The organism is Marinobacter profundi (genome assembly GCF_002744715.1).
GTDB lineage: Bacteria > Pseudomonadota > Gammaproteobacteria > Pseudomonadales > Oleiphilaceae > Marinobacter > Marinobacter profundi.
On the sequence record NZ_KZ319367.1, the window covers coordinates 19,902 to 38,780 of the forward strand.

At 60.5% G+C, this 18,879-nt stretch carries 16 protein-coding genes; 12 read left to right on the plus strand and 4 right to left on the minus strand.

Translation table 11 applies throughout. From position 1 onward, the window contains the following. Positions 1-74: 74 nt before the first annotated feature. Entirely contained in the window at positions 75-1,703 is a 1,629-nt protein-coding gene (locus CLH61_RS00085) for an acyl-CoA synthetase (protein ID WP_099612685.1), read from the plus strand. Positions 1,704-1,837: 134 nt separating this feature from the next. After that, the gene (locus CLH61_RS00090) at positions 1,838-3,214 is read left to right on the plus strand and encodes a solute carrier family 23 protein (protein ID WP_099612686.1); all 1,377 of its coding nucleotides are present in this window, start codon (positions 1,838-1,840) and stop codon (positions 3,212-3,214) included. 93 nt (positions 3,215-3,307) lie between these two features. Here the strand turns inward: CLH61_RS00090 and CLH61_RS00095 are convergent, their stop codons facing one another. Continuing rightward, positions 3,308-4,654: an ATP-binding protein gene (locus tag CLH61_RS00095; protein WP_099612687.1), complete on the minus strand. Its 1,347-nt coding sequence runs from the start codon at positions 4,652-4,654 to the stop codon at positions 3,308-3,310. After that, complete coding sequence (locus CLH61_RS00100; RefSeq protein ID WP_099612688.1) at positions 4,644-5,309, minus strand: response regulator; 666 nt, start codon at positions 5,307-5,309, stop codon at positions 4,644-4,646. Before CLH61_RS00100 ends, CLH61_RS00095 begins: the two co-directional genes overlap by 11 nt. Before the next feature lie 164 nt (positions 5,310-5,473). Here CLH61_RS00100 and CLH61_RS00105 point away from each other — a divergent pair, with 164 nt between their 5' ends. From CLH61_RS00105 to CLH61_RS00135, 7 genes are all read left to right on the plus strand, one after another. Next, positions 5,474-6,778: a ferredoxin reductase family protein gene (locus CLH61_RS00105; protein WP_099612689.1), complete on the plus strand. Its 1,305-nt coding sequence runs from the start codon at positions 5,474-5,476 to the stop codon at positions 6,776-6,778. A gap of 76 nt (positions 6,779-6,854) precedes the next feature. Beyond that, entirely contained in the window at positions 6,855-7,256 is a 402-nt protein-coding gene (locus tag CLH61_RS00110) for a PepSY domain-containing protein (protein ID WP_099612690.1), read from the plus strand. Between the two features lie 72 nt (positions 7,257-7,328). Further along, complete coding sequence (locus tag CLH61_RS00115) at positions 7,329-7,799, plus strand: DUF2271 domain-containing protein (protein ID WP_099613197.1); 471 nt, start codon at positions 7,329-7,331, stop codon at positions 7,797-7,799. A 22-nt stretch (positions 7,800-7,821) separates the two neighbouring features. Beyond that, positions 7,822-10,047, plus strand: a complete 2,226-nt coding sequence (locus tag CLH61_RS00120) for a PepSY domain-containing protein (protein WP_099612691.1) — start codon at positions 7,822-7,824, stop codon at positions 10,045-10,047. A 214-nt stretch (positions 10,048-10,261) separates the two neighbouring features. Further along, positions 10,262-11,095 carry a metal-dependent hydrolase gene (locus tag CLH61_RS00125; protein ID WP_099612692.1) on the plus strand — a complete coding sequence of 278 codons (834 nt, stop codon included), beginning with the start codon at positions 10,262-10,264 and terminating at the stop codon, positions 11,093-11,095. A gap of 158 nt (positions 11,096-11,253) precedes the next feature. Beyond that, positions 11,254-12,204: a DegV family protein gene (locus CLH61_RS00130; protein WP_099613198.1), complete on the plus strand. Its 951-nt coding sequence runs from the start codon at positions 11,254-11,256 to the stop codon at positions 12,202-12,204. Positions 12,205-12,334: 130 nt separating this feature from the next. Then, on the plus strand, positions 12,335-13,369 hold the full coding sequence (locus CLH61_RS00135) for a hypothetical protein (protein ID WP_099612693.1): 1,035 nt from the start codon (positions 12,335-12,337) through the stop codon (positions 13,367-13,369). A gap of 83 nt (positions 13,370-13,452) precedes the next feature. Here the strand turns inward: CLH61_RS00135 and fdxA are convergent, their stop codons facing one another. After that, complete coding sequence (gene fdxA, locus CLH61_RS00140; protein WP_099612694.1) at positions 13,453-13,776, minus strand: ferredoxin FdxA; 324 nt, start codon at positions 13,774-13,776, stop codon at positions 13,453-13,455. 173 nt (positions 13,777-13,949) lie between these two features. Continuing rightward, positions 13,950-16,586 (minus strand): DNA mismatch repair protein MutS, encoded by a 2,637-nt coding sequence (mutS, locus tag CLH61_RS00145; RefSeq protein ID WP_099612695.1) that lies wholly within the window; start codon positions 16,584-16,586, stop codon positions 13,950-13,952. 82 nt (positions 16,587-16,668) lie between these two features. Between mutS and CLH61_RS00150 the strand changes: the two genes are divergently transcribed. The 3 genes from CLH61_RS00150 to CLH61_RS00160 all read left to right on the plus strand — a co-directional run bounded on the left by CLH61_RS00150 (position 16,669) and on the right by CLH61_RS00160 (position 18,876). Continuing rightward, complete coding sequence (locus CLH61_RS00150; RefSeq protein ID WP_099613199.1) at positions 16,669-17,166, plus strand: CinA family protein; 498 nt, start codon at positions 16,669-16,671, stop codon at positions 17,164-17,166. Between the two features lie 154 nt (positions 17,167-17,320). Then, positions 17,321-18,379 (plus strand): recombinase RecA, encoded by a 1,059-nt coding sequence (gene recA / locus CLH61_RS00155; protein WP_099613200.1) that lies wholly within the window; start codon positions 17,321-17,323, stop codon positions 18,377-18,379. A 26-nt stretch (positions 18,380-18,405) separates the two neighbouring features. After that, positions 18,406-18,876, plus strand: a complete 471-nt coding sequence (locus CLH61_RS00160; protein WP_099612696.1) for a flavodoxin family protein — start codon at positions 18,406-18,408, stop codon at positions 18,874-18,876. Positions 18,877-18,879 lie beyond the last annotated feature (3 nt).

The following is an 18,879-nucleotide window of genomic DNA, read 5'->3' on the forward strand; positions in this document are numbered from 1 at the left end:
CCGAGAGTATAGCTTTTTTAGCCAGCTCCCTGAATACACCATAAGAACAACAGAGTTCACTGAGGAATGCCGCAATGACCTCGATCTATGAGCAGGGGCTCGACCCCGTCGATGCCAATTACGCCGTTCAGTCTCCGATTGATTTCATCGAGCGCACCGCTAATGTGTATCCGGATTATCCGGCGGTGATCCACGGCGCCATCCGCTATAACTGGCAACAGGTTTATCAGCGTTGCCGCCGGCTTGCCTCGGCCCTGGCCGGCCGTGGTATTGGCCGTGGAGATACCGTGGCGGCCATGCTTCCCAACATTCCTGCGATGGTCGAGTGCCACTTTGGTGTGCCGATGATCGGAGCGGTTCTCAACACCCTCAATGTTCGCCTCGATGCCGAAGCCATTGCCTTCATGCTGGAACATGGTGAGGCCAAAGTAGTGATCGCTGATCGCGAATTCGGCGAAGTCATCCGCGATGCGGTCAGCCGCCTGGAAAACAAGCCGCTGGTGATCGATGTGGACGATCCGGAGTATGGCGAGGGTGTCCAGGTCAGTGACCTGGATTATGAAGCGTTCCTGCAGGAAGGAGATCCGGACTATGTCTGGAGCCTGCCAGCCAATGAGTGGGATGCGATTTCCCTCAACTACACCTCCGGCACCACCGGAAACCCCAAGGGTGTTGTCTATCATCACCGTGGCGCCTACATCAACGCGCTGGGTAACCAGACCGTATGGTCTATGGGTATGCACCCGGTCTACCTGTGGACCCTGCCGATGTTCCACTGCAACGGCTGGTGCTTCCCGTGGACCATCACTGCAATGGCCGGTACCCATGTCTGCCTGCGCCGGGTTGATCCGGAAAAGATCCTGCAGCTGATTCGGGACCATCAGGTCACCCACATGTGCGGCGCACCGATTGTGCTGAACGCCCTGCTGAATGCGCCGGCCGCCGCCAAGGCCGGGATCGACCATGAAGTGAAGTCGATGACAGCGGGCGCGGCGCCCCCCGCCCAGGTGATCGGTGCAGTCGAGGAAATGGGTATCAAGGTAACCCACGTCTATGGCCTCACCGAGGTCTACGGACCGGTCACCGTGTGCGCCTGGAAGTCCGAGTGGGACGAGCTGCCGCTGGATCAGCGTGCCCGTATCAAGGCCCGTCAGGGCGTGCGCTATCACACCCTGGCCGGCACCATGGTGGGGGATCCCAATTCCATGCAGCCGGTACCGAAAGACGGCAAGACCATTGGTGAGATCTTCCTGCGTGGCAACACCGTGATGAAGGGTTACCTGAAGAACCCCAAGGCCACCGAGGAAGCGTTCCGTGGCGGCTGGTTCCACACCGGTGACCTGGCGGTGTGGCACGAGGACGGTTACATGGAGATCAAGGACCGCCTCAAGGACATCATCATTTCCGGTGGCGAAAACATCTCCACCATCGAGGTGGAAGACACCCTGTACCGCCATCCCGCGGTTCTGGAAGCGGCCGTGGTGGCCCGTCCGGATGAGAAGTGGGGGGAAACGCCCTGTGCCTTCGTTACCCTGAAGCCGGAAGCCGGCGAGGTGAGCGAAGACGACATCATCAACTTCTGTCGCGAACACCTGGCGCGGTTCAAGGTGCCGAAGACCGTGGTGTTCTCGGAATTGCCCAAAACCTCAACGGGCAAGATCCAGAAGTTCGTGCTGCGCGACCAGGCTAAAGAACTCGACTGACTAGGGTCGGGATAACCAGGCCCGGGTAAGCCGGCGCACCTGCCAGCGCCCCGTCACGGGGCGCTCGTCAAAGCATTCTGATCGTTACAAAAACAACATCAGACACACGCGTGCGTGTGTCAGGAGGCTTTATTATGCAAATTTTCCATCGCCGTAACGGCGAAGAGCAACCTTACTGGCCAGCCGGCCCCTTCAAAGTCCGCCTGCCGTTTGTCCATTACCGCTGGGAGTTTGCGGAGATGGTCCAGGCCCTGATCATGTTTGTGGTCAGCCTGGCAATGATTCCCCTGCTGGAGAAGTATCTCGGCGTTCCTTATGACGTCGCCCTGGCCTATGTGGTGGTTTGTGGGATCGGTTTCATGCTGCCCGCCCTGCTGGGGGTGCCACTGGTGCCGGGCTGGATTACCCCGGGTATTCCGGTGGTGCTGCTGTTCCTGGCCGATTACGCACCCGGCCCGCAGGCCATCCAGGCGCTGTTTGCGTTGCAGTTCCTGGTGTTCATCATCTTCCTGGTACTGGGGGTTACCCGCCTGGGTAGCAAGCTGGTCGAGCTGATTCCCCGGTCGATGAAAGGCGGCATCATTATCGGTGCCGGTATTGCGGCGCTGATGGGCGAGATTGAGGCGGGTGGTCGCCTGGCCAACACGCCGATCTCCCTGATCGTGGGCGGCCTGGTGTGTCTCTACCTGATGTTTTCGGTGTCGTTCAAGGGCTTTGTGGAGAGCAATTCCATCGCCCGCAAGATCGCCAACTACGGCATGGTGCCCGGAATGGTGGTGGCTATCCTGGTTGGTTTTGCCACCGGTGAGTATGCGGTGCCCAATGTGGAGTGGGGCATCACCAAACCGGCCTTTGGCGAACTGTGGAACTACCTGCCGTTTGTTGTCGGCTTTCCGGATGCCAGCGTGTTCATGTACGCCATTCCGACCGCGGTGATTGCCTATGTCATTGCCTTCGGAGACATCGTCGTGGGCCAGTCCCTGATGAATCGTGTCGACCACCTGCGCAAGGACGAGGATATCGACAACAGCATCGACCGGGTGCACCTGGTGACCGCCATCCGCAACGGCATGCACGCTTTCTTTGCGCCCTATCCGGGCCTGGCTGGCCCGATCTGGACTGCCGTGACCGCCACCATGGCAGAACGTTACAAATACGGCCGCAACGCCATGGACTCCATCTACAGTGGCGGCGGCACCTTCTGGATTACCGGGTTTATTGCCCTGTTTATCCTGCCGCTGGTGAGCTTCTTCCAGCCGGTACTGCCGATTGCCCTGTCGCTGACCCTGCTGCTGACCGGTTACATCTGTCTGATGGTGGGGCTGGAGCAACTGGAGAACAACACCGAGCGCGGCATTGCCGGCACCATGGGTGTGGTGTTGGCGGTCTATGGTGCAGGCTGGGGTCTCGCCACCGGTGCCGTACTCTATTTCCTCATCGAGCGTACCCGCTTGCTGGGCTTCACTGCTGATCCGGAAGCCCCGGGTACTGTCGCCGCAGAAGAACACTGAACGGAGAGCCTCCGGAGCTGACCGGAGGCTGTCTGCCCCTTGTGTGTCCTTGGGAGGCCTGTGTGCCTCCTTTTTTTTGTTGTCCGGCTGCGGTTAGTGGCTATGCTCGCGAAGCCCCGCGGGAGTCACATTCACCTCTGCTTCAAAGCCGTCGGAGCGTCCTGTTGCCGGCGATCGCAAATGCAGGGGCATACCGGAACCTGAAGCGATGGCATCCACAATCGCGAGCCCCAGGCCGGAGCCGCCTGTCTCGGTGTCGTAGCGGGCGAACCGGTTTCGTAGCAGGGCCAACTGGTCAGGTGGCACGATGGCGCCGCCGTTGCAGACTCGCACCCTTCCATCGTCGGTCATGATCACATCCACGGGGTGTTGCGCCGAGCCGTGTTTCAGAGCGTTCTCGATCAGGTTGCGGGCCAGAATGGCAAAGGCATCCGGATCAAGGAGGGAGTTCACCTCATGCTCCGGCAAGGTCAGGCGAATGCGGCCGGGCGCCCGGGGTTCGAAATCGCGGGCGATCATCGCAAGTATTGGCACAAGGTTATGGGGCTTTTGCGAAATCGCGCCTCCGCCTTCGGCCTTGGCAAGTTCGAGCAGCTTGCCGGACAGCGTGGACAGGCTGCGCAGCGCCTCTTCAATCTCAACCACATTCTTTTTCAGGTGTTGATCCGCCAGCTGTGTTTTCAGCCGTTGTACCTTGGCCAGGGCTGTGGCCAGCGGGGTGCGCAATTCGTGGGCGCTGTTGGCGGTGAAACTCCGTTCCGCGTCAAGCGCGCGGTTCAGCCGGGCCAGCAGCCGGTTGACGGCAACCGCCGTTGGTTTGAACTCTTCCGGTAGCGGGCCTTTGTCCACGGGAGAGAGATCGCTTGCCCCCCGGGATTCGATCGAGCGCTGGAACTCGACCACGCTTCGCAGGGAGAGCCGGACGACCCACCAGACCCCGAACAGGCTGACCGGAATCAGGAAGAGCAAGGGCGCCAGTAACGCCAGGCCGGCTTCCAGAGCGGCTTCGCGTCGGTGTGCCAGAGGTTCGGCCACTTCGATGTAGAGGGTATCGCTGACTGCCGACGCGCCATAGATCCGGTGTGTGGAAGTGTTGGTGAAACCTTCGCGGGGCCGTGCTGAGAATACACGGAGGTCGGCATCGTGGGACTGGAGCAGCAGGCTGCCCTGACGATCCCTGACTACGTAGGTGAGGTATTCGTCATGCTCTTTCAGGGCAGGGGCAGTGCGGTTTCCGGTATCGGTTTCGCGATTCAGAATGTCGGTTACGGCCAGCGGCAGAATGCGTTGCGCAGTCTCTTCAAGGGCACTGTCGAAGACTTCGTTCATTTCGTGCTGTGCCACCAGTCCAGACGCCGCCACGCCCAGCAGCCACAGCAGCGTGACCCCAAGGGTGAGGCCAATACCCAGGCGTTTTTGCAGGCTGCTGTTACGATTCATGGGTTTCCAGGCGGTAGCCCATGCCCCGCACCGTTACGATGGCGTCACGCCCCAGTTTTTTCCGTAGGCGGCTGACATAGACTTCAATGGTGTTGCTTTCGATTTCGGCCCCGAAGGCATACAGCCTGTCTTCCAGTTGCTGTCTTGACAGCAGCATTCCCGGCCGCTGTATGAAGCCCTCGAACAAGGCCCACTCACGGGCAGTCAGTTCTACCGGCTGGCCATTGCGCTGGATGCGATGATCGTGCAGATCCACCTCCAGGTTGCCCACCTGTATCAGTGGATTCGGGTTGCCCCGGTAACGTCGTGCCACGGCAGCTACACGGGCGGACAGTTCGGACAGATCAAAGGGTTTTATCAGGTAGTCGTCGGCACCGGCGTTCAGGCCCTCAATCCGGTCGGATACCTGGTCCCTGGCCGTAAGAATGATTACCGGGGTGGTATTGCCACTGGCTCTGATGGTTTTCAGAAAACCGAGGCCATGACCGTCCGGGAGCATCAGGTCCAGCAGGACCAGGTCGTAGGCGGTGGTCTGCAGGCTGGCTTCAGCAAACCTCAGGGACTGTACCCAATCCACGGCATGGTCATCGTCGGTAATCTGGTCCCGTACAGCCTCACCCAGGCCCACAGTATCCTCCACCAGCAATATTCGCATAGCCCACCTTTGATGCGGTTTCCGAAGAACATACTACAGCCGGAACCTGACAGCAGCCTTAATAGTCAAGGATTTGCCCTGTTCCCGGATCACCTTCAGCTGGCTGTCAGGTTTGCGCGGTAGCCTGACCGCAATCATTCCGGGAGCTGATCCGAGGAGACACCATGATCCGCCTGATTATACCCTTCGTTCTTGTCGTCACCGGCCTGTGGGCATGGAACCTGACGACATCCGCCGGGCACTGGTCCGTCTATGACCAGGGCCTGCTGCTCAGCGGGTGGTTATCCATCGCCCTGTTGTCCCTGACCATGATGCTGGCCCTTCGCCCGGCCTGGCTTGAGCGGCCCATGGGCGGGTTGGACAAGATCTATCGCACCCATAAGTGGGCAGGCATTCTGGCCGTGGCCTTCGCGGCGGCGCACTGGTTGATCGAGATGGGTGACGATGTCATCGAAGCGATCTTTGGCGGCATCAGCCGGCTCGATGACCTGCACTACAGCGGTTTCATCGAGGCGATGCGCGATGCGGCTGAAGAAGTGGGTGAATTTGCCATTTACCTGTTGTTCGCCATGGTGCTGATCACGCTGTGGCGTAAGTTCCCCTACCGGTACTGGCGTTATCTGCACCGGGCAATGCCTGCGCTTTTCCTGCTACTTGCGTTCCATGCGGCCTGGCTGGCTCCACTGGACTGGTGGCAGCAACCCATCGGTTGGCTGATGGCAGCCCTGTTGGCAGGCGGCAGCCTCGCCAGCGTGCTTTCGCTGGCCGGCAGGGTCGGCCGACGTCGTCAGGTGCAGGGCAAGATTGTGGCCATCAATTCCCCGGAACCGAGCATCACCGAGGTCACCCTGGACCTCGGCAGGGCCTGGCAGGGGCACCGGCCGGGACAGTTTGCCCTGGTAACGTTCAACAGGCTGGAGGGCTCTCATCCCTTCACCATTGCCAGCGCCGATAGCGGTAACGGCCGGGTCACTTTCCTGATCAAGTCGCTTGGCGATTTCACCCGCAACCTGGCCCATAAAATCGACGTGGGGCAGCCGGTGACCGTGGAAGGTCCCTACGGTTGCTTCGATTTCAATCGAAGAAATCGCAAGGCCCACCAGATCTGGATTGCCGGAGGCATTGGTGTAACACCCTTTCTCGCCTGGCTAGAAGCGGCGAGTGCTGCCCACCAGCCCGCACCTGAAGCGGATCTGCACTACTGCACCCGTAACGCTGACCGGGACCCGGTGGTCGAGCGGCTTCAGGCCCTTTGTCGGGACTATCCGGGCATCAAGCTGCAGATTCACGACAGCAGTAAAGGGGAGAGCCTTTCGGCAGAAGCGTTGTCGGCCAGTGAAAGCCCGGGTGCCAGGGCTGAGGTCTGGTTCTGCGGCCCGGCAGGGCTGGGGCAGAGCCTGGAGCGGGGATTGCGGACGGCACCGTTGCGTTTGTCACGCTTCCACAAGGAAGCCTTCCAGTTCCGTTAACCCTTCCCGGGGCGTTCAGGCCAGTGTCAGGTCTGCGCCCCAGAATAGGTGGTGTGGATTCAACAGGAGACATCCCATGAAGACCAAACCGGTGATTATCAGCCTCGCAGTTCTGTGCCTCAGTGCACCGGTGCTGGCGGACGATGACTGTGACGATCCGGTGGCTGACTGGCAGCCGCGGGAACACTTGCGTCAGAAACTGGAGGCGGAGGGCTGGACGGTCTACCGCATCAAGGTGGATGACGGATGCTATGAAGTGAAGGGGCTGGCCCCGGAGGGGCGGCGTGTAGAGGCTTCGTTTGCACCTGCCTCCCTCGAACTGATGGAACTGGAACGGGAAGACGACGATGACGATGACGATGACGATAACAACAGGCAGGACCAGGGCGATCGCCAAGCCGGGGACAAGGCTCAGGCCGATCGTCCGGTTCCCCGTAATGGCATCGTCAAGGGGCGCCCAACAGTGACGGTGGAATAACCCGCCCATTGTTTTGACCGCTGTTTCTGCAATTCAACGTGATAACGGAAATACGGTATGACGAGGTACGGTATGAAAAAGATTCTTCTTGCTCTGGGCCTGGCTGTAGCAGTTGCCTTGCCCGCGCTGGCGCAGGCACGTGAAGTAACCTTCACAACCGAGCTATACGACTACGGTGGCGATGGCGCCTATATAGCCCTTTACCTTACGGATGCGTCCGGGGCGTACCAGGGGACGCTCTGGGTAGCCGGGAAAAAGTCAAAGTATTACAAGCATCTGAGCGGCTGGGCCCGTGGCAGCAGGCTGGACCCCGCGGAATATGACGGGCTGACGGGAGCCAGCATTACCAGCGGACGCACCCTGAAAATCACGCTTGATCTTGATGACGCGCTGATTGACAGCGGCTACGAAGTCCGCGTCGATACCGCGGTGGAGGATATGCGTGACAACAGGGCGGATGTTGCATTACCGCTGACCACCGACGGGGCGGGCACGCCAGTCTCGGGGCGGGGTTACGTTCGTTTGTTCCGCTACGATTTTTAACGGGTAGCCAGGAGCCAGCGTGATGTTGCGTAAATTGCACGGTCTGCCCGCTCTGTTTGCGGTGGTGTTTCTGGTGACACTGGCTGTTACCGGTTCAATGCTGGCCCTTGCGCCGGTGTTGGACCGGGCCGGCGCGGTGGTTCCGCCGGCCGGGGAGATCAGCGTTGCCCAGCTGGCAGGACGGGTGGCGGAGAACTATCCGGGCACTGAACAGATTGTGCGTGACCTCTCCGGCCAAGTGGTCGTTTACTACAGCCGGGATGGCCAGACCGGGGCCGACCTGGTCAACCCGTTGACCGGCGAGCGTCTGGCGGCCTACCAGCCAGCGGCGTTCTTTGTCTGGATCCGGGACCTGCACCGCTCCTTCCTGCTGGATACACCAGGCCGGATGGTGGCGGGCATTTCGGCCGCATTGATGTTGTTTGTCTGCCTGTCGGGCATGGTTTTGCTGGCCCGCCGGAGTGGTGGCTGGAGAGCATTGATGCGGCCGTTGGCCGGCACCGGCAGTCAACGGTTCCATGCCGAATTGGCCCGGCTGGCGGTTTTGGGGCTGTTGTTGTCGGCGCTGACCGGCAGTTTCCTGTCGGCCCAGCGATTTGGTCTGCTACCAGAGGCCTCCGACCCGGGGCCAGGTTTCCCGGCCGAAGTTTCCGGGGGGCAACCCCGTCCGGTTGACCGGCTTAAGGCACTCACAGAGGTTGATCTTGGCGATCTCCGGGAACTCGTGTTTCCCTATCCCGATGACCCCCGGGACGTGTACTCCCTGACCACCACGGGTGGGTCCGGATTCGTGGATCAGGCTACCGGTGAGCTACTGCAGTTCCAGCCCCGCTCCACCGGCAGCGCGGTCCAGCAATGGATCATGAGGTTGCATACCGGAGAGGGCCTGTGGTGGCTGGGCCTGATACTCGGTGTGGCTGCGCTTGCCGTGCCGGTGCTGTCGGTGACCGGAGCTATTATCTGGTGGCAGCGGCGGTGGTCGTCGGTAAAGGTCCAGCACCGCGTGGCTGTCGATGAGGCCGATGTCGTTGTTCTGGTGGGGTCAGAGGGCGGTGCTACCTGGGGCTTTGCCCGGGCGCTGCAGACGGGCCTGACCAAGGCGGGGTTCCGGGTGCATTGTGCGGAGATGAACGCACTGGCGGACGCTTATCCAGTGGCTTCTATGTTGCTCCTGCTGACCTCCACCTACGGTGATGGTGATGCGCCAGCCTCGGCCCGGCAGTTTATGACCCGGCTTCGCGACTTCCGCGCCGGAAGCACGCTGAACTATGCCGTACTGGGGTTTGGTGACCGTCAGTTCCCGAACTTCTGCCAGTTTGCCCTGGAGGTTGATGAAGCGCTTGCCGGCAAGGGACTGAGCCGGATACAACCCGTTGAGCTGATTGACCGCTGCTCCGCTGGCCGGTTCAGCGAGTGGGGTGACCAGCTTGGCACTGCAATCGGATCTCCGCTGTCCCTGAGCCATGATCCGGTTCCGCCCCGCACCGTGCGGCTGGAGCTTGCAGAACGTGTGGATTACGGGCTGGCAGTGCAGGCGCCGACCAGTATCTTGCGGTTCAGGCTGGCAGACCCGGGGCGGGGATGGCGGTCCTGGTTCTCCCGGTCTCGCCGCCATAGCCTGCCAGCGTTCGAGGCAGGTGACCTGCTTGGCATCCTGCCACCCCAAGGGCAGGACGCACGGTTTTACTCGCTGGCTTCGTCGGCCAGTGACGGTGTATTTGAGATCTGCGTCCGCAAACAGCCCGGTGGCCTTTGCTCCGGTTACCTGCATGGCCTGAAACCGGGTGACAGTGTTGAGGCTTTCATCCGCCAGAACCCGGGATTTCGCCCGGTCGCTGGCACAGTGCCCGTCATTCTGATTGGTGCCGGTGCAGGGATCGGTCCGCTGACCGGATTTATCCGGAACAATACCGCCCGCAACCCCATGTACCTTTATTGGGGCGGGCGAAGTGCGACTTCGGATTTTCTCTATCAGCCGGAACTGGGGCACTACCTTGAGGATCGCCGGCTAACGGGGTTGAGTACCGCGTTCTCAAGATCCGCTGAAAGGGCCTACGTGCAGGACCGGCTCCTGCAGGATCAAACGGCCTTGCGGCAGATGATTGATACCGGTGCCCAGGTTCTGGTGTGTGGCGGCAGAGAGATGGCCGCCGGGGTGAAACAGGTTTTCGAAGAGATTCTTCAGCCTTTGAGGCTGGATGTGGATGATTTGAGAGTACAGGGACGTTATCTGGAGGATGTGTACTGAGTCGGGCGTGGCCAGGCTTGCGGCTTGCCGTGAGCCATTCGCATGCGAATATCCGATACTGCATTGACAATTTGTCATATCGTGACAAATTGTCTTATCTATCCTGTCGTTTTCTTTTCGGCAGAATCCGGGTGAGGTTAAACTGGCGTCTCCGGTTAAAAATTAGACGAAGTTCAATGCGCTGATAACAATAATCTGACGACAGGAGGCCACCATGTCAGTCAGCTCGACCCCGGAAGGGGTGTCTGTCGCACCCCGGCACATCCACTTTGATGTCAGCGAGGATCTGAAATCCTTCTGGCATGGCAATGACGCCTTTCGTACCGCCTTTTTCAACGCGTTGTCCCTTCAGTTCCCTGACGGTGAGCAGCAGTTCATCAACGCGGTGCGACTGTATCGGGACAGGATTGACGATCCCAAGCTCAAGCAGGAGATCCGGGGCTTTATCGGCCAGGAGGCTTTGCACAGCCGCGAACACAAGAGTTACAACGAGGCACTGAGGGCCCGTGGCTACGAGATTGATGCGATTGACCGGCGCTTCCGCAAGCACATGGCGTGGGTAGGCCGGCTGCCGGCCAGTCGGCAACTGGCGGGAACCTGTGGTGCCGAGCATTACACCGCGGTGCTGGCTAATGCGATTCTGCGGCACCCGGAATGGATGGCCGGTGCCAGTCCCCGGATGCAGCGATTGTGGCGCTGGCATGCCATTGAGGAAACCGAGCACAAGTCCGTTGCCTTCGATGTTTACCGCCAGTGCGTGGGTAACGAGCGCCTGCGCAAGGTAGTGTTCCTGTTTGTGACCTGGAATTTCTTCAAGTACACCTTTCTCAATACCTGCAGCCTGCTGAAAACCGACGGCAAGTTATGGAGCCTGAGGACCTGGCTTGGGGGAATCAACTTCCTGTGGGGCAGGCCAGGTGTCCTGCGGCGCTGCCTGCCCGAGTTCCTGGCGTACCTGCGCACCGGTTTCCAGCCCTGGCAACAGGATAACCGTGACCTGTTGAGGGAGAACCTGGCAGAACTGCAGGACAGTCGCTATCCCGCCTGACGCCAGCAAGCTCCCGATGGGATATGACGCTTTTGGGGTCAGTTTGTTCCGGGCGGCTGAAATTGTGATGGCATTGTGTTACATCTTGCCTCTGACAATAACAATGACAAGACGGTTGGCCCGGCAGTCCGGCCAGCCTGATGACCCTGGAGGCCCCGATGCGCGTTGGTCTTATTGTGGACTCTGCCTGTGACCTGCCCTATGAGTTCAGTCGCAAGCATGATCTGTTTATTCTCCCCGTAACGGCAAAGATCGACAATCAGGTATTTATCGACAACCACGACCCGGTGCTAACCCAGGAGTTCTATCAGAGCGGCCTCCTGCAGAAAGGCCACCATGCCGAGACTGAAGCCTTTTCCGCTGGCCAGATCCATGATCTGTTGATGGAAAAGGTGGTCACCCAGTTTGATGTTGCCATCTGTGAAACCGTAACCCGGTCGCGAAGCCTGATTTTCCAGAATGCTACCGATGCCTACAACACAGTGATGGGAAGCTGTCAGCAGGCGAGGGCGGCCGCCGGGGTGCCGGGAAAATTCTCCATGCGGGTGATCGACAGCAAGCAGATCTTCGCCGGCCAGGGGCTGCTGGCAGCCCACACCCTCCGGCTGATTGACCAGAAGCTGTCCAAGAACGTGTTGCGACAGGAGGTCGAGGCTTTTACCGACCGGATGTATACCTGCGTAATCCCTCGCGATCTGCACTACATCCGCGAACGGGCGCGCCGCCGTGGCGACAAGAGCATCTCGGCCGTCGTGGCGTTCCTGGGCAAGGCACTGAACATCACCCCGGTCATTTTTGGTCAGGGTGCCGAGGGGCAGCCGGTGGCGAAAACCCGGAACTTCGATACTGCGGTCGAGAAGGTCATGAACTACGCTGCCGGCCGGGTTGACGCTGGCCTGCTGACTCCCTATGTGAGCCTGTCCTGCGGCCTGTCCTGGACCGAGATCGAGGAGTTGCCCGCTCTGAACAGGCTTCGGGACGCCTGTGAGCGGAATGGGGTAGAGTTGCTGTTGTCCCAGATGGGCATAACCAGCAGCATTTATATCGGGCCGGGCAGTGTTTGCCTGTCGCTGGCCGCCGAGCCTCATCAGTTCAGCGATTTTCAGTAACCCGGATCACACTCTCGCTTGGCCCAACTGCTCCGGCAATCCGTCCTTTCGGGCAAATTGGCGCGGGCCGGTGCCGTGTTAGCCTCAACCCTGAATCCACAGACTGGCAGTCAACCTCCGGAACCACATCATGACCAAGGCTAACACCGATATTGCTTCAGCCCTTCTGGAGCAACATGTCAAACACGAGCTGGCGGCTCTCAAGGGGGCCAAGCTGAAGAAGTTCGTCGCTAACGAACTGGATGAGCTGTTCGCGCTCACCGAATCGGTCACTCTCAACCGGGTGAGTTCTGTGGAGCAGGTGATGGCGGTTATCCAGCGTATTGTCATTGACATGGAGCTGGACGCGGGGCTGCCAGAGCTGGCTGCGGACATGGCCACGGAGGTGCTGAATTCCGCGGTACAGGCCGAAACTCCCCTGAAAGACATTATCAGCCGCGAGCAGGCCACTGCATTTCTGGAGGAAGCCCTGGAGCTTCGCCAGCAGCGGGAGCAGATTATCCGTGAAGTCATGGCGCACCCGGTCTATCAGGAGCTGGTGTCCAACGTGGTGTATCACGGCCTGGTGAATTATCTGTATGAGGATAACCTGATTACCAAGGCGGTGCCCGGGGTCGGGTCCATGATGAAGTTCGGCAAGCGCATGGCGAACAAGGCGGTGCCCGGGCTCGACGAGACCTTTGAGCGGCGACTCAAGGCCTGGCTGTCGGATAGTCTGCCCGGCCTGATTACCCGCAGTGAACAGTTTCTCCACAAGGCGTTGACCGACGATGAGCTGCGGGACAGTGTGATGGCGGCCTGGATCTCACTGGAAGAGCGCAGCCTGGCGGACCTGAACGACGGCCTGGGTGACGTCCAGCTGCAGGAATTCGTGGTCCTTGGCTATGAATTCTGGCTGACCTTCCGCCAGACTCCCTATTTCCGTGCCTGTGCCCTTGCCGTGGTGGAGCACCTGTTTGCCCGCTATGGCGACCAGCCACTCGGGGTGCTGCTGCAGGATATTGGTGTGACCCGGGCCCTGGTGATGTCCGAAATCGAGGCCCATGGCTTGCCGCTGGTGGACGTGTTGCGGGATGAAGGGTATCTCGAGGCGCTGCTGCGACGACGCCTGCAGCCCTTCTACAAGTCGGCGGCGGTGGGCAAGATTCTCTCGCAGCAAGGCTGATTCGTTTCAGCTTGCGAAAAAAAGAGGCATCCGCGGATGCCTCTTTTTTGTATGCGGGTTTCAGGCGATCGCCATGGCTCCGCTCAGCGCTCCAGATACTGCAGCTTGTTGGGCTTGCCATCCCACTCGGCTGCATCCGGCAGGGGATCTTTCTTTTCGGTGATGTTCGGCCATTTGCCGGCCAGGTCGGCGTTGATTTCAACAAACTGGACCTGATCGGCGGGCAGCTCGTCTTCCGAGAAGATGGCTTCCGCAGGGCACTCGGGCTCGCACAGGGCGCAGTCGATGCACTCGTCCGGATCGATTACCAGAAAGTTCGGGCCTTCGTAGAAGCAGTCAACAGGGCAAACTTCAACGCAGTCGGTGTATTTGCACTTGATGCAGTTATCAGTAACGATAAAAGCCATAGTCAGATCCCTGGTTCGGTGGTCAGTCTCATCAGTGTAATATTAATTGCGCGATATTGTAGGGATCGCCCCTATCTGCCGCAAGCGCTGCACTGCTATATGCTTATGACCCTGGTCAACTTCACCGCTTTTTCCACCATCCCGTAACTCCTTGTTTTGAATTCCGGCACGGGTCATTTCGTCAGCAATTCACGGAGCTGATAGAGCTGGTTCAGGGCCTCGCGGGGTGTCAGTTCGTCCGGGTCGAGGGCGGCCAGCGCTTCCTCCACCTTGCTGGGCTCCAGACTGGCAAACATATCCCCCTGCCAGGCCGGCTCACCAACCGTGTCTCGGCGAGATTTGTCCGGGACGGTCGCTGGCTGGCTGGCGGGTTGCGCCGCCAGGGTGGCGGGTGCCGGAGTTGCCGAGCCTTCGAGGTGCGCCAGCTGTGCCTTGGCGTTACGGATTACATCCTGGGGTACCCCGGCCAGTTTGGCCACCTGCAGGCCATAACTCTGGCTGGCCGGGCCGTCGTGGACGTTGTGCAGGAACACGATGGAGTCATCGTGCTCGGTGGCAGTCAGGTGCACGTTTACCGCGTGTTCCAGCTGGTCAGCCAGCTGGGTCAGTTCGAAATAATGCGTGGCGAACAGGGTATAGCAGCGGATTTCCTTCGCCAGTTGCTCCGCGGTGGCCCAGGCCAGGGACAAGCCATCAAAGGTACTGGTGCCGCGGCCCACTTCGTCCATCAGCACCAGACTGTGTTCGGTGGCATTGTGGAGGATGTTGGCGGTTTCGGTCATTTCGACCATGAAGGTGGAGCGGCCACCGGCAATGTCGTCCGACGAGCCCATGCGGGTAAAGATCCGGTCCACCGGTCCCAGACGTGCGCGGTTCGCCGGCACGAAGCTGCCGGTATAGGCCAGCAGGGCAATCAGCGCTGCCTGGCGCATGTAGGTGGACTTACCGCCCATGTTGGGGCCGGTAATCACCAGCATCCGGCGCTGATTGTCCATCAGCAGGTCGTTGGGGACGTAGGGCTCACTGAGAAGCTGTTCCACCACCGGGTGGCGGCCCTCCTCGATATCAAAACCCGGCGCCGTGCTGAACTCCGGCGCGCAGAACCGCAGGCTGGTGGCACGCTCGGCAAAATTGCTCAGCACGTCCAGCTCCGCCAGCGCCTGGGCGGCATCCTGCAACGGGGCGAGTTCGGCGGCCACCGTCTCCAGAACCTCGTCGTACAGCGCTTTTTCCCGGGCCAGGGCCCGGCTCTTTGCGCTCAGGGCCTTGTCTTCAAATTCCTTGAGTTCCGGGGTAATGAAGCGTTCGGCGTTCTTCAGGGTCTGGCGCCGGATGTAGTCTGCCGGTGCCTGCTCCGACTGGGCGCGGCTGATCTCGATGTAATAGCCGTGGACTCGGTTGTAACCGACCTTGAGGGTGCTGATGCCGGTGCGCTCCTTCTCGCGGGTTTCCACATCCAGCAGGTACTGGCCGGCGTTCTCGCTGATATTGCGCAGCTCGTCCAGTTCGGCATCAAACCCGTCGCGAATCACCCCGCCTTCCCGGATAACCACCGGCGGGTTATCGATGATGGCCCGCTCCAGCAAGTCGGCAAGTTCCGGATAGGTGCCAATGGTCGCTGCCAGCGCACTCACGTGGCCGGAACCGACCGCCTGCAGGGTGCTCTGGAGATCTGGCAGGGCAAGGAAGGCATCCCGCAGCCGGGCCAGGTCCCGCGGTCGGGCAGAACGCAGCGCGACCCGGGCAAGTACCCGCTCGATATCGCCAACGGCTTTCAGCAGCTCGTGGACCGGCTCGTAGTGGAAGCCGTCCAGCAGCGCGGCGACTGCCTGCTGGCGCTGGCACACGGTGTCCACATCCCGCAGCGGCCGGTTCAGCCAGCGCCGCAGCTGGCGACCACCCATGGCGGTTGCGGTGCGGTCCATCACCCAGGCCAGGGTGTGCTGGTGCCCGCCCATCAGGTTGGTGTCGATTTCCAGGTTACGACGGCTGGTGGCGTCGAGAATGACCGCCTCCTCGCGCCGTTCACGGGTCAGCTTGCGAATGTGGGGCAGGGCTGTGCGCTGGGTTTCACGGGCATACTGCAGCAGGCAGCCAGCGGCACAAATCGCCAGGGTGAGGTCTTCGCAGCCGAAGCCGGTCAGATCGCGGACCTGCAACTGCTGGGTGATGACCCGGCGGGCGGCATCGGCTTCAAACAGCCACGGGCCCTGGCGGCGGATGCCGGTAAAGCCGTCCAGCAGGTCCTGGTAGGGAAAGTCTTCGCTGATCAGGATCTCGGCCGGACGCAGACGCTGCAGTTCGCCCTGCAGCGCCTCGGTGCTGTCCAGCTCGGCGACGGCGAAGCGACCGCTGGAGATGTCGAGGGTGGCAAAGCCGAACTGTTCCCGATGGCTGTAAATGGCTGCCAGCAGGTTGTCGCGGCGGTCCTCCAGATAGGCGTCGTCGCTCAGGGTGCCGGGGGTCACAATGCGAACCACCTGACGCTCGACCGGCCCCTTGCTGGTTGCCGGGTCGCCGATCTGTTCACAGATCGCGATGGATTGACCTGCCCGGACCAGACGGGCAATGTAACCTTCAGACGAGTGATAGGGGATGCCCGCCATGGGAATCGGATTGCCACCGGACTGGCCCCGGGCGGTCAGGGTGATGTCCATCAGCTCGGCGGCTTTCCTGGCGTCGTCGTAGAACAGCTCGTAGAAGTCCCCCATGCGGTAGAACACCAGCTCGTTGGGGTGCTCGCCCTTGATCCGGAGGTACTGCTGCATCATCGGGGTGTGCTTGGAGAGATCGGTCTGGGCTGCTGACATGAACGCTTCCGCATCGGTTGGCTGGTTGTGAGGCCAAGGATTGTAAGAAAATAACGCCCGGGATGAAATGAAGGAGATCATCATGACCACAACAGAAGCCGGACTCGCCGCTGCCGGTGAACGGCTGGGCGAGCTGCTCACGGCGCGCAACCTGACCATTGCCACCGCCGAGAGTTGTACCGGGGGATGGGTGGCCAAGGTGCTGACCGACCGTGCCGGCTCCTCGGGCTATGTGGTGGCAGGCCTGGTCACCTACAGCAACGAGGCGAAGCGGCGTTTGCTGGGGGTAGGGGCGGATACCCTGCAACAGTTCGGTGCCGTCAGTGAGCCCGTTGTCCGGCAGATGGTGGCCGGAGCCCTGCAGGCGACGGATGCCGATGTGGCGGTAGCCATCAGCGGTATCGCGGGCCCCGGCGGTGGCAGTGATGCCAAACCGGTTGGCACGGTGTGGTTCGCCTGGGGTAGCCGGCAAGACATCCGCGCCAGCATCTGCCACTTTGACGGTGACCGCGATGCGGTGCGCCGGCAGGCAGTTTTGTATGTGTTGCAGGGAGTTACCGGATTTGTGACGGATGACTGATGTTTCCCCCTGAAAAGGGGGTTGGTCTGGTCTCCGGGTTATGTTTTAATACTGTTCAAATATACAGGGATTGGTCTGTGCAGGCCTGACCGGGATATCCCTGAGTCCAAATGACAGCCACCGCGATGGCAACGGCGAAGAGGATTTTGCAACGATGGAAGACAACCGCAAGAAAGCGTTGAGCGCAGCACTGGGCCAGATTGAGCGCCAGTTCGGCAAGGGTGCCGTGATGAAGATGGGTGACCAGCCCAGAGAAGCCATTCCTGCGGTTTCCACCGGTTCCCTTGGCCTGGATGTGGCACTGGGTATTGGCGGCCTGCCTTACGGCCGGATTGTTGAAATCTACGGTCCGGAAAGTTCCGGTAAAACCACGCTGACCCTCCAGGTGATCGCCGAAGCCCAGAAGCAGGGCAAGACCTGTGCCTTCGTAGACGCCGAGCACGCCCTTGACCCGATCTACGCTGAAAAGCTGGGTGTCAACGTGGATGAACTGCTGGTGTCCCAGCCGGATACCGGTGAGCAGGCACTGGAAATTGCCGACATGCTGGTGCGTTCCAATGCGGTCGATGTCATCGTCGTTGACTCGGTCGCGGCCCTGACTCCGAAGGCGGAAATCGAGGGTGAGATGGGTGACAGCCACGTCGGCCTGCAGGCCCGCCTGATGTCCCAGGCGCTGCGCAAGCTGACCGGCAGCGTGAAGAACGCCAACTGCCTGATGGTGTTCATTAACCAGATCCGGATGAAGATTGGCGTCATGTTCGGCAGCCCGGAGACCACCACCGGTGGTAACGCGCTGAAGTTCTATGCTTCGGTACGCCTGGATATCCGCCGCATTGGTTCCGTGAAGGACGGCGACGAGGTTGTAGGTAACGAGACCCGTGTCAAAGTGGTCAAGAACAAGGTATCGCCGCCGTTCCGCCAGGCCGAATTCCAGATCATGTACGGCAAGGGCATTTACCACATGGCCGAAGTGCTCGATATGGGCGTGAAGGAAGGCTTTGTCGATAAATCCGGTGCCTGGTATGCCTACAACGGCGACAAGATCGGGCAGGGCAAGGCCAACGCCTGCAAGTTCCTGGAAGAAAACCTGGATATCGCCAACGAGATCGAAGCCAAGGTCCGTGACAAGCTGATGCCGAAGCCGGTCAGCAAGAAGGACGCGGCTGCGGCCGCGGCGGAAACGCCGGCCGAGGCCAGCGGAGAGCTGATCTGATCTGATACCGACTGGAGGTGAGTGCTATGGCTGGAGCGAGGAAGTTACTGATCGTTGCCCATGCACCCTCTCCAAATACCGAAACCCTCCGCAACGCGGTTGCGGAGGGGGCCAGGCACCCGGACATCGAGAATGTCGAGGTCCGGGTACTGCCGCCTCTTGAAGCGGGCCCGGATGACGTCCTGGCCTGCGATGCCATCATCCTCGGCACCACCGAGAACCTCGGTTACATGAGCGGTGCCCTGAAAGACTTTTTTGACCGCAGTTATTACCCCTGTCTGGAGAAGACTCAGGGCCTGCCTTTTGCGTTCTACATCCGGGCCGGACATGACGGCACCGGAACCCGACGCGCTATCGAATCCATCACCACCGGGCTGCGCTGGCGTCTGCTCCAGGAGCCGTTGATTTGTCGTGGCGAATACCGCGATGAATTCGAGGAACAGTGCCGCGAACTGGGCATGTACGTTGCGGCCAGCCTGGATGCCGGTCTGCTGTAACCC